Raw genomic sequence first — 10,705 nt, 5'->3', positions numbered from 1 at the left:
ATGGCCTATCAAGACCAAGACCCTGCGCGCAGGCGATCCACCAACTCATGATCTGGACTCCAGACAGGACCTAGTGCTGTGACCGGAAAGGTTCACCGGGTCGCGACGCCCAGCACGGCACCTCGCCGCGTTGTCGGACCGCGCAAGTACGTCCAGTACGAGCCGCGGCCCTCCGCCTTGCGATGCACCGCACCGGACGCCGCGCCCCGGCAAACCTTTCCGGCCACAGCACTAGCCAGAGGCCGTGGACGGGCTGACCCGGGTGGTGCCGCACGGGCCGCCGGGGACGGGCGGGCGGACCTGGCCCGGCGTCCCGAGGACACACCGCACGCCGCCGCTTTCGCCGACCGGCTCCTGGAGCAGGGCCCGGCCGCCGCGCCCGTACTGCGCCCGCTGGTCCTGGAGCTGCTCCGGTCGGCCCCGGCGACGGTGCGGGCCGCGCCGGACGTGACCTGACCCCGATGCCGATGCGGGGCCGTGGGCACCGGCATGGCAGTCTTAGACCTGTAATCGGCAATCAGTACAAGGCCTACACGGGTTCGGGCGAGGAGCGGTCACAGTGCAGCGCTGGCGTGGCTTGGAGGACATCCCCCAGGACTGGGGACGCAGCGTCGTCACCATCGGCTCCTACGACGGTGTGCACCGCGGTCATCAGCTGATCATCGGACGGGCCGTGGCCACGGCGCGCGCGCTCGGCGTCCCGTCCGTCGTCGTCACCTTCGACCCGCACCCGAGCGAGGTCGTCCGCCCCGGCAGCCACCCGCCGATCCTGGCTCCGTACGACCGCCGTGCCGAACTGATGGCCGGGCTGGGCGTGGACGCGCTGCTGATCCTGCCGTTCACGGCGGAGTTCTCGCAGCTGTCCCCGGCCGACTTCATCGTGAAGGTGCTCGTCGACAAGCTGCACGCGAAGGCCGTCATCGAGGGCCCGAACTTCCGCTTCGGCCACCGGGCCGCGGGGAACGTCGACTTCCTGCGCGAGCTGGGCTCCACCTACGACTACGAGGTCGAGGTCGTGGACCTGGTCGAGCGGGGCGCGGCGGGCGGCGGCGTGCCGTTCTCCTCGACGCTGGCGCGCAAACTGGTCGCCGAGGGCGACATGGAGGGCGCGGCCGAGATCCTGGGGCGCCCGCACCGGGTCGAGGGCGTGGTGGTGCGCGGTGCGCAGCGCGGGCGCGAGCTCGGCTACCCGACGGCGAACGTCGAGACGCCGCCGCACACCGCGATCCCCGCGGACGGGGTGTACGCGGGCTGGCTGACGGCCGGCGGTGAGCGGATGCCGGCGGCGATCTCGGTGGGGACGAACGTGCAGTTCGACGCGACCGAGCGGACCGTGGAGGCGTACGCGATCGACCGGATCGGGCTGGACCTGTACGGGATGCACGTGGGGGTCGACTTCCTGGCCTACGTCCGGGGGATGGCGAAGTTCGAGTCGCTGGACGGGCTGCTGGAGGCGATCGCCGACGACGTGAAGCGGGCGCGGGTCCTGACGGACGCGTACGACATGGAGCGCTGACGCACCACGGGCGAGGGCCCGTACTGCCTGGGGATCGTGAACCGATCCCGGGCGGTACGGGCCCTTCTCGTTGCTCTGCGCTCTGCGCTCAGCCGAGGCGCGGGTCGCGCGGGGGCTGCTGCGGATGCTGCGGTGCCTGCGGCTGCTGCCAGGGCTGACCGGGCTGCGGGTAGGGCTGGCCGTAAGGCTGCTGCGGTGGCTGCTGCTGCGGCTGGTACGGGGGCTGGGGCTGTCCCTGCCCGTACGGCTGCTGGGGCGGCTGGGGCTGCTGAGGTGCTCCCCAGTGCCCCTGCGGGGCCTGCTGCTGGGCCCGTACGAAATCCTCGGCCACCAGCGCCGAGAGGTTGAAGTACGCCTCGCGGGTCTTGGGGCGCATCATGTCGAGGTCGACCTCGGCGCCGGCCGCCAGGTGCTCGTCGAAGGGCACCACGACGACACCGCGGCAGCGGGTCTCGAAGTGCTGCACGATGTCCTCGATCTTGATCATCTTGCTGGTCTCGCGGACCCCCGAAATGACGGTGAGGGAGCGGGAGACCAGGTCCGCGTACCCGTGGGCGGACAGCCAGTCGAGGGTGGTGCTGGCACTGCTGGCGCCGTCCACGGACGGGGTCGAGATGATGATCAGCTGATCGGCCAGGTCCAGGACGCCGCGCATGGCGGAGTAGAGGAGTCCGGTGCCCGAGTCGGTGAGGATGATCGGGTACTGGCGGCCCAGCGTGTCGATGACGCGGCGGTAGTCCTCGTCGTTGAAGGTCGTCGAGACGGCCGGGTCCACGTCGTTGGCGATGATCTCCAGGCCGGAGGGCGCCTGGGAGGTGAACCGCCGGATGTCCATGTACGAGTGCAGGTACGGGATCGCCTGGACCAGGTCCCGGATCGTGGCACCGGTCTCGCGGCGGACGCGGCGGCCGAGGGTGCCGGCGTCGGGGTTCGCGTCGATCGCGAGGATCTTGTCCTGGCGCTCGGTGGCGAGGGTGGCGCCGAGGGCGGTGGTGGTCGTGGTCTTGCCGACGCCGCCCTTGAGGCTGATGACGGCGATGCGGTAGCAGGACATGACCGGGGTGCGGATCAGCTCCAGCTTGCGCTGGCGCTCCGCTTCGGCCGCCTTGCCGCCGAAGCGGAAGCGGCCGCCGGGGGTGTTGTTGTTCTTGGGCTTCTGCTTGTTGCGCAGCAGGCGGTCCGAGGACAGCTCGACGGCCGCGGTGTAGCCGAGCGGCGCCCCGCCGGCGGTCTGGCCGGCGGAGTAGCGGGGGTCGTGCGGCTGGGGCGGCTGCGGCTGCGGGTGCTGGTGTTGAGGCTGCTGGTACTGCGGCTGTGGCTGTGGCTGCGGCTGGTGCGGGTGCTGCTGCGCGCCTACGGGCCACTGCCCGCCGGAGCGCGGGTCGTGCTGCGAGGGCTGCGGCTGGGGCGGGGCGGGAGCCGGCGGCTGGAACGCGTACGGGTCCTGGGACGCGAACGCGGGCGGCAGCGGCGGCAGTTCCCCACCGGATCCCCCGAACGGGGTCTGCGCGGCGGTGGGCGGTACCTCCGTAGGGCTGACCGGCGCGGCCGCATCCTCGACGGAAGGCAGCGGCAGCGGCGTCCCCTCGGCGGGGGTGTCATGCGGCCCGGGCACCGGCCCGGGCGCGGGAACAGGGACCGGAACCAGCGCCGGACCCGTGTCCTCGACGGACGCGGGCAGCTCGGCTCGAGCCGGTGCCCCGTCAAGGGCCTGAGGCGTAGCCGCCGGGCCGGCGTCGACGGGGGCGGGCGGAGCCACCTCGAAGGACGAGGGCGCCTCGACCCGGGCCGGGCCGTCGGCCACGGCCGGCGGGGCCGGGTCGAAGGGCGCCGGGGCCTCGACGGGAGCCGGAGCCGTCACCGGCACGGGCGCCGGGGCCTCCACCGGCGCCGGACCGGCGAACGGCGCGGGCGCTTCGATCGCGGCGGGGGTCTGACGTGCAGGGGCCGGGGCCGATGCCTCGACAGGAGCCGGAGCCGGAGCCGAATCCGCGAACGGTGCGGGTGCCGGGCTCTCGAAGGGCGCGGGCGCCTCGGCCGGGGCAGGGGTCTGATACGCGGGGGCCGGGGCCGGGCTCTCGAAGGGCGCGGGCGTCTCGGCCGGGGCCTGATACGCGGGCGCCGGGGCAGGGTTTTCGAAGGACGCGGGAGCCTCGGCCGGAGCGGGGGCCCGATATGCGGGGGCCGGTGCCTCGAAGGGCGCGGGCGCCTCGGCCGGAGCAGGAGCCTGGTAGGCCGGAGCCGGAGCCGGAGCCTCGACCGACGCCGGGGCCGGCGCCGATGTCGCCGACGTCACAGGGGTGGGCAGGCCCGCGCCGTCCGACGGGGTCCTCGGGGCCGGGGGAGCGATCCGCATCGTCGGGGGCGAGGCCACGTCCGACGGGCGGTGGGGCTCGAAGCCGCTGCCCTCGGGCAGCCCCGGCACCTGGGCGGCCGGAGCGGCGCCCTGCGTGTACCAGGCCGGCGGGGTGTAGTCGATGGTGAACTCGCCCGTCAGCTCGGGCTCCGCGTCGGACTGATCGTCCGTCGGGACGTCCCACGTCCCGCCGCGCCTCTCGTTCCGATCGCCGCTCACTGGTCCTCCTGGTCTGTCGAACACTGGTCCGGCGCCCACCTCGACGCCGCGGCCACGCCCAGCCTAATCGCGCCCCGGCACCAGTGTCCGCCCCCGTCCGCCCGCCCCCGCGCCGTCGGTGCACGCGGTACGGGCCACCTCCATACTGCCCGGTGGCACGGCGGGCCGGTGCCACGGCCGCCGACGGGTCAGTCGATGCGCCGTGCCGGACCGAGCAGGCCCGCTTCCGCTTCCGTCCCCTGGGTCATCACGAACTGCCGGTCCCGCGGCGTGCACCACAGCGTCACCCCGTCGCCCAGCGTCGGCAGGGAGTCCACCGCCCGCCGCGACAGGTTCATCAGACGGCCGATCTGCTCCGCTTCGTCCGGGGACACCCGCTGCACACCCACCAGCGAAGACTGCTGGAGCAGCCGCGGCGCCGTCGGGCTCAGATACGGCAGCAGCGTGAGCACCGACTGCCACGGCCCGGCCACCACGCGCCCGCGCGGCGGCCGCATCCCGCAGTCGCGGATCACCAGCACGGGACTGCCGGCCGACGCGCCCTGCGGCGGCACCCGGCCCACCTCGTGCAGGGTCACGCACTGCTGCCCGCCGCCCGCGGCCTGGGCCAGCCCGGACCACACGTGCCCGCGTCCGGTTTCCACCGCCACCCGCGCACCTGTGGCCGCCGCGCGCAGCGCCAGCACCTGCGCCGTCCACAGACCGCCGATCAGCGTCACCTCGTACGGAGTCGGCCGGTTGATGCCGAGCACCGCCGGCCGTCCCTCGGCGTCCACGCCGATGACGACCCCGTCGTCCCCGACGGGCAGCGCGAGCACGTCCAGGTCGGCGGCGGGCACCACGTGCCGCTCCCGGCGCGGGCCGACCAGCCCGAAACCGCCCCTCATCGTGCTCCTCCCAGCGGCAGCGAGGCCAGCAGCCCCGGCACCTGTTCCCGGTCGAGCCGGACCAGCCCGGCCTTCACGCCCCGCGCCGTCCGCTCCAACTCACGCCGGGCCGCGACCAGTTCCTCGTCGCTGCGCCCCGTCACCCGAACGTGTCCGGTCAAGGTCACGCCCTGCCGGGCCGCCGGGGCCATCGTCAGGCTGAAGTTCGTCGCGAGGGCGGGCAGCGAGGTCAGCAGCGCCACGAACTGCGGCAGCGCCGCGGCCCCCGCACCGCCCAACTGCGGCCAGCGGCCTATCCAGTACGTGGTGTGCCGCCGGTCGTCGCAGCGCCAGGTCCGCGGGGTCTCCTCCGTGCGCCGCCCCGTGCTCGCCGACCGCCCGGCCTGGGTGATCGCCATCGGGTTCGCGCACGAGGAGGTGGCCAGGGCCGCCGTGAGCTCCTGCTCGGTGAGCACCGTGGCCTTGAACCCGGCCCCGGTCAGCCGGCTCGCCAACTGGTCCGCCGCCCGCACCACACACCGCTGGGCACCCGCCAGCCCGCCACCGCGCGCGGTGACCGCCTCGGGGCACAGTTCCGGGTCGAGTTTGAGAGCGATCCAGGTCAGCCGCACCGCCGGGGTACCCGTCCGGGCCTGGAGCGGCGCGTAGTTGCGCGTCGCCATGGACTGGGCCGGCAGGTGCGGGGCGGGCGCCGGCTGGGTGTGCTGCACCAGCTGCGCGGACTCCAGCCGGATGCCGTCCACTTCGAGGATGTCCCGTACGACGGCCAGCGGCAGCGGCCGCGCCCCCCGGTCGGGACGCAGCGCGGTGGCGTCTGTGTCCACCTGGACGACCGCCGTCAGGAAGGTCCCGTCGCCGATCATCCCGACCGGCCGCCTGTCCCGGTCGCTGAACGTCAGGGTGCGCAGCGCGGGATCGGCCTCGACCAGCGGGGCCAGCCCCGGCTCGGTGCCCGCGGGCACGGCCAGCGAAGCGGCCCGGCGCCGGCGCGCGCGCAGGGCGAGCGCGCTGCCGATCCACTCGGGCAGGGAGCGCTGGTGCCGTCGTACGACCGCGAGCACCACCAGAACGAGCGCCAGGACACCGGCGGGAACCAGCAGCAGCGGTTCGACCACCCAGGCCACCAGCAGCGCTGCGGCGGCGACTTGAAGCAGGACGAGCTGCTGCAGTCGGAACGGGCCGAAGCGGCCGGGGCTCGACTCCGGATGCGGCGTCACCCCGCCCCGTGCGGGTGCGGCCGCGCCCGTCTGCGGCTGCGTCGCGGTGGCCATCACTCGCACACCTCCCCTTTCAGGGGGCGGACCCGGTGAGTCCCGGCGCTGCGCGACACCTGCCGCATGGCTCCGGAATCTCCCCAATCCGCCCCAACAAGCCCTGATGTCCCCTGAATACTGCGGTCCGGGAGGCGCCGAGCGGCAACCTCACCCTACCCGGCCCCTGCATACCGTCCGTCAAGAGGCATAGTAGGTGCCCGGTCCGACAATCGAGGCCCGGGGACCGTACTCACCGGCCGGGCCGTGCGGGGAGAAGCAGGCGGTCATGGCATCACGACGTGATGAGCTCAACGCGTACACCTTTGCGAAGCGGCGCACGGTGGCCGCGTTCCTCCAGCCCTCCGCGACAGGGACCGAGGAGGGCGCCCCGCGCCCGCTGCGCGCGGTCCTTCCGGGCCTGATCGTCGCGGCGGTCGTGATGGCGGCCTTCGGCGCCTGGGGCATGTTCAAGCCGACGGCCCCCAAGGGCTGGGCGGAGCCGGGCACCCAGGTCATCGTGGGCAAGGACTCGACGACCCGCTACGTGGTCCTGAAGACCAAGGTGGACGGCAAGGAGCAGACCCGGCTGCACCCGGTGCTGAACCTCGCCTCCGCCCGACTCCTGCTGGATCCCTCGAAGTTCAAGGTGATCCAGGTCGACGACAAGATCCTGGACCAGGGCAAGCCGCCGCGCGGCCCCATCATCGGCATCCCGTACGCCCCCGACCGGCTCCCCGCCAAGGAGGACGCCGCGAAGGCCAAGCGCTGGGCCGTCTGCCAGAAGCCGGGCGGCAACGGCCGCGGCGTGCAGACCGCCACCTTCGTCCTCGCCGACCGCGACACGCACCTGACGGATGACGCCCGCAGGCTCACCGAAACCCAGTCGCTGTACGTCCAGAGCACCGGCCCGGGCAAGGAGCGCTACCTCGTCGACGCGGCGGGCACGAAGTACAAGTTCCCCGAGGGCACCCCGGCCGCCGGGACGATGACCACCGCCCTCGTCGGCACCGGCGCCACCCCGCAGCAGGTCACCGAGCAGTGGCTGGCGACCCTCAACTCCGGTGACGACCTGGCCTTCCCGCAGCTGCCCGCCAGGGCGGGCGAGCCCGCCAACGTCAAGGGCGGCCTGGTCACCGCCGACAACAAGGTCGGCATGGTGCTCATGGCCCAGACGGGCTCCGGCACCCAGCACTACGTGGTGCTGCCCGGAAAGGTCGCGCCGGTCTCCGACTTCGTCGCCTGGCTGCTGATCTCGGCTCCCGCCACCGACGGCCTCAACATGCACGGCAAGCCCCGCGAGATCGACCTCCAGTCCCTCAACCCCGACCCCGCCCCCTTCGCGGGCGACCGCAAGTGGCCGCAGAAGAAGACGGACCGGATCAACCAGACCGCGCCGGCCGCCGGCACCCAGGCCAAGGAATCCGACGGCCGCGACACCGTCTGCAACGTCCTGCGCTCGGTCGACGCCCAGGGCGGCCAGACCCTCAGCACCTGGGCCGGCACCGGCTTCCCCGTCGACATCACCGCCAGCGGCACCAGCGCGTACGTCACCCCCGGCTCGGGACTGCTCTACACCCAGGTCCAGGGCAAGCAGACCACCGCCGGCGGCTCCCTCTTCCTGGTCACCGACACCGGCCTGCGGTACGCCGTCCAGGCCAACGGAGACAGCGACGCCGAGCAGTCGAAGATCGGCGCCCCCGACCAGCAGGCGAAGGGCGGCGCGCCCGGCACCCCCGAGGCCAGCCAGGCCCAGATCCGGCTCGGCTACGCGGGCGTCACACCGGCCATGGTGCCCAAGGCGTGGTCGGACTTCCTCTCCAAGGGGCCGCGCCTGGACACCAACTCCGCCCGCCAGCCCCAGGGTTCGTGAGGAAGCCGCCGATGACCCAGCTCCCGAGGCGGCGGCGCGCGCTGCTCGCCGCCGCCTTCACCCTCGCCGCGCCCGCCGTCCTCCTGCCGGCCGCGGCCGCGCCCGCCGGCGCCGCGCCGCAGTCCCCGTACACCCTCCCGCTCGACGGCGCCGGCGAGTGCACCTTCCCCATGAAGAAGCAGATCGAAGACCGCCCCTGGGCCCTCCAGCGGCTCCTCCTCGACGAGCTCTGGGCGACCACCAAGGGCAAGGACCAGGCCGGCAACAGCGTGCGGGTCGCGGTCATCGACACCGGCGTGGACCGGGCGAACCCGCAGCTCAGCGGAGCCCTCGACACGGCGGCCGGCAAGGACTTCATAGATCCCAAGGGCGGCGACGGCACCAACGACACCGTCGGCCACGGCACCAAGGTCGCCGGGCTGATCGGTGCCCGCCCCCAGGCGGGCACCGGCTTCGTCGGCCTGGCCCCGGAGGCCACGATCATCCCCATCCGGCAGAACGACGGTCAGGGCAAGGGCAACGCCAAGACCCTGAGCGAGGCGATCGACCACGCCGTGGCCAAGGGCGCCCAAGTGATCAACATCTCCCAGGACACCGACGTACCGCTGTCCGCCGACTCCGACCTCGGCAAGTCCGTCCAGAAGGCCATCGACGCCAAGGTCGTCGTCGTGGCCTCGTCGGGCAACGACGGCCTGAGCGGCGAGAAGCGCAAGACCTACCCGGCCGCCTTCCCCGGAGTGCTCGCGGTGGGCGCCTCGGACCGCAACAACGAGCGCGCCGCGTTCTCCCAGCCCGGAGACTTCATCGGGGTGGCGGCGCCCGGCGTCGACATGGTCTCCACGGTCCCCGGCTTCGGCCAGTGCATCGACAACGGAACCAGCTTCTCCGCGCCGTACGTCGCCGGGGTCGCCGCCCTGATCCGCGCCAAACACGGGGACTGGTCCCCACAGCAGATCGTCTGGCAGATCCAGAACACCGCCGAACGCTCGGTCAAGGGCCGCGACGACTACGTCGGCTGGGGCATCGTGGACCCGGTGCGCGCGCTCAGCCAGGACCACGAGCCGCCGAAGGCCCCCGTCCCGGACCCCGGCCCGCCCCCCGCGGCCGCTCCGCAGGCCGCCGCGCTCAAGCTCACCGAGACGGCCCAGGAGCGCGAGGAGCGGCTGGGCACGTACGCTCTCGGCATCGGAGCCGTCCTCATCGCCGTCATCGCGGGCGCCGCGACCGTCATCCGGGACGCCCGGAACCGACGTCGCCGTTTGCAGTGAACGGTCACAGTTCATCAACGGAAGCAGACCACCGGTGTTGGGCCCCGACGATGAACTGGCTAGAGTGGCACCAGGCTTCACGACTGTGATCGGGGGATTCGCGTGAAGCGGAGGGGGATGTCCGGGCGCGTGGCTCAAAACCGCGCCCGGTGAATGTCCGCTCCGCCACGCAATCCGCCGGTTCTGCCGGCGAATTGAGAAGTGAGGAGCTTCGGATGAGCAACAATTTCGGACTTGCAGACGATCCGATCGTCCAGGCCAAGAACAAGATCTCCGAAACGGCCGATGCCGTCACCACCCAGGCCCGCGAGCTGGCCGACATCCTCGCCACGGTGAGCGCGGGCTGGACCGGTGTGGGTGCTTCGGGGTTCATCAGCGCCCAGACGGTGGTCAACGAGGACCACGACCAGATCCGCCGCCTCCTCGGAGTCCTGCACAACGCGGTGGCGCAGACCAAGAACCTCAGCAACGCCCAGGACGACGACGTGCGTTCGGCGTTCAAGGCCGTCCAGTCGAGCGCGGGCGGCAACGGCTCCGGCCTCAACTCCATCTGACCCCGCCGTTTCCCGGTAACCCGCCCAGCGCGAAGGAGAAGAACATGGCTGGTACTGACGGCCACACCAAGGTCCAGTACGAGAGCGTCCAGCAGATGGCCAACCGCATCCGCACGGTCTCCAAGAAGATCGTCGACGACCTGTCCGCCATGGACCAGGCGCTGAAGGTCGTCACGGACACCTGGGACGGTGAGGCGCACGGCCAGTACGTGCAGCTGCAGGCCAAGTACAAGGGCAAGGCCGACCACATGAAGAACACGCTGGAGCAGGTCGCCCAGCTCATCGAGCGCGGCAAGGACGACTACCGCGCCACCGACCAGAAGGCCTCGCGCCTGTTCACCGAGGGCTTCTGACCCGGTCCCGGTCCCGGTCCGTACGGTCACAGGTACGGAGGTCATTCCGCGCCGAAGGGGCGCGCCCGCACCGGGCGCGCCCCTTCGGCGTGTGTGTGCGTGTCCTGTCGTACGGCCTCAGGGCTGGTGGCGGTCCAGATCGAACTCGCCGTCACGGGCCCCCAGTACGAAGGCCTCCCACTCGGCTGCCGTGTACCGCAGCACGGTCTCCCGGTCCAGCGAGGACCGCATCGCCACCGCCCCCTCGGGCAGCCGGGCGATCTCGACCCGCTCCTCGTCCGGACTGGTCCCGGGCGGCCCTTCCCACTCCACGCCGCTGATGTCGAGCGCGTACAGCTCGTCCTTCTCCTGCTGGGTGCCCATGTGCGGCCTTTCCCCTCGGTGGCGCGGTCTTCACCGCCGATTATCGGTGCTGCGCCGCCGAGGGGA

Annotated in this window: 9 protein-coding genes and 1 pseudogene; 6 read left to right on the top strand and 4 right to left on the bottom strand. The window is 72.8% G+C overall.

Annotation, left to right across the window (positions count from 1 at the left end; genetic code table 11):
• Positions 1–78 precede the first annotated feature (78 nt).
• Both J7E94_RS22630 and J7E94_RS22625 read left to right on the top strand, forming a co-directional pair.
• Positions 79–456 (top strand): hypothetical protein, encoded by a 378-nt coding sequence (locus J7E94_RS22630; protein WP_215018290.1) that lies wholly within the window; start codon positions 79–81, stop codon positions 454–456.
• 103 nt (positions 457–559) lie between these two features.
• On the top strand, positions 560–1,516 hold the full coding sequence (locus J7E94_RS22625) for a bifunctional riboflavin kinase/FAD synthetase (RefSeq protein WP_215018289.1): 957 nt from the start codon (positions 560–562) through the stop codon (positions 1,514–1,516).
• Here J7E94_RS22625 and J7E94_RS22620 read toward each other — a convergent pair.
• The 3 genes and pseudogenes from J7E94_RS22620 to eccE all read right to left on the bottom strand — a co-directional run.
• Positions 1,425–4,091 (bottom strand): annotated as a pseudogene (locus tag J7E94_RS22620) (SCO5717 family growth-regulating ATPase); the annotation flags it as partial. The gene J7E94_RS22625 and the pseudogene J7E94_RS22620 overlap by 92 nt on opposite strands.
• A gap of 188 nt (positions 4,092–4,279) precedes the next feature.
• Positions 4,280–4,978 carry a hypothetical protein gene (locus J7E94_RS22615; RefSeq protein ID WP_215018287.1) on the bottom strand — a complete coding sequence of 233 codons (699 nt, stop codon included), beginning with the start codon at positions 4,976–4,978 and terminating at the stop codon, positions 4,280–4,282.
• Positions 4,975–6,249: a type VII secretion protein EccE gene (eccE, locus tag J7E94_RS22610; protein ID WP_215018286.1), complete on the bottom strand. Its 1,275-nt coding sequence runs from the start codon at positions 6,247–6,249 to the stop codon at positions 4,975–4,977. The genes J7E94_RS22615 and eccE overlap by 4 nt, the downstream gene beginning before the upstream one ends.
• Before the next feature lie 268 nt (positions 6,250–6,517).
• Between eccE and eccB the strand changes: the two genes are divergently transcribed.
• The 4 genes from eccB to J7E94_RS22590 all read left to right on the top strand — a co-directional run bounded on the left by eccB (position 6,518) and on the right by J7E94_RS22590 (position 10,276).
• A complete protein-coding gene (gene eccB, locus J7E94_RS22605) occupies positions 6,518–8,101 on the top strand; it encodes a type VII secretion protein EccB (RefSeq protein WP_215018285.1) in 1,584 nt (527 codons plus the stop codon).
• Between the two features lie 11 nt (positions 8,102–8,112).
• The gene (mycP, locus tag J7E94_RS22600; protein ID WP_215018284.1) at positions 8,113–9,369 is read left to right on the top strand and encodes a type VII secretion-associated serine protease mycosin; all 1,257 of its coding nucleotides are present in this window, start codon (positions 8,113–8,115) and stop codon (positions 9,367–9,369) included.
• A gap of 215 nt (positions 9,370–9,584) precedes the next feature.
• Positions 9,585–9,923 (top strand): WXG100 family type VII secretion target, encoded by a 339-nt coding sequence (locus J7E94_RS22595; RefSeq protein WP_215018283.1) that lies wholly within the window; start codon positions 9,585–9,587, stop codon positions 9,921–9,923.
• Positions 9,924–9,967: 44 nt separating this feature from the next.
• Positions 9,968–10,276 (top strand): WXG100 family type VII secretion target, encoded by a 309-nt coding sequence (locus J7E94_RS22590; protein ID WP_215018282.1) that lies wholly within the window; start codon positions 9,968–9,970, stop codon positions 10,274–10,276.
• Between the two features lie 117 nt (positions 10,277–10,393).
• Here the strand turns inward: J7E94_RS22590 and J7E94_RS22585 are convergent, their stop codons facing one another.
• Positions 10,394–10,639: a DUF397 domain-containing protein gene (locus J7E94_RS22585; RefSeq protein WP_189973222.1), complete on the bottom strand. Its 246-nt coding sequence runs from the start codon at positions 10,637–10,639 to the stop codon at positions 10,394–10,396.
• Positions 10,640–10,705 lie beyond the last annotated feature (66 nt).

This window comes from Streptomyces sp. ISL-94, assembly GCF_018614075.1.
Lineage (GTDB): Bacteria > Actinomycetota > Actinomycetes > Streptomycetales > Streptomycetaceae > Streptomyces.
This window is presented reverse-complemented; position numbering and strand designations above follow the sequence as displayed.

Bases quoted from the DNA above. Each gene is read 5' to 3' on its own strand.
- eccB (WP_215018285.1), top strand. From the start codon at position 6,518: ATGGCATCACGACGTGATGAGCTCAACGCGTACACCTTTGCGAAGCGG.
- J7E94_RS22590 (WP_215018282.1), top strand. From the start codon at position 9,968: ATGGCTGGTACTGACGGCCACACCAAGGTCCAGTACGAGAGCGTCCAG.
- J7E94_RS22585 (WP_189973222.1), bottom strand. From the start codon at position 10,639: ATGGGCACCCAGCAGGAGAAGGACGAGCTGTACGCGCTCGACATCAGC.
- J7E94_RS22595 (WP_215018283.1), top strand. From the start codon at position 9,585: ATGAGCAACAATTTCGGACTTGCAGACGATCCGATCGTCCAGGCCAAG.
- J7E94_RS22615 (WP_215018287.1), bottom strand. From the start codon at position 4,978: ATGAGGGGCGGTTTCGGGCTGGTCGGCCCGCGCCGGGAGCGGCACGTG.
- eccE (WP_215018286.1), bottom strand. From the start codon at position 6,249: ATGGCCACCGCGACGCAGCCGCAGACGGGCGCGGCCGCACCCGCACGG.
- mycP (WP_215018284.1), top strand. From the start codon at position 8,113: ATGACCCAGCTCCCGAGGCGGCGGCGCGCGCTGCTCGCCGCCGCCTTC.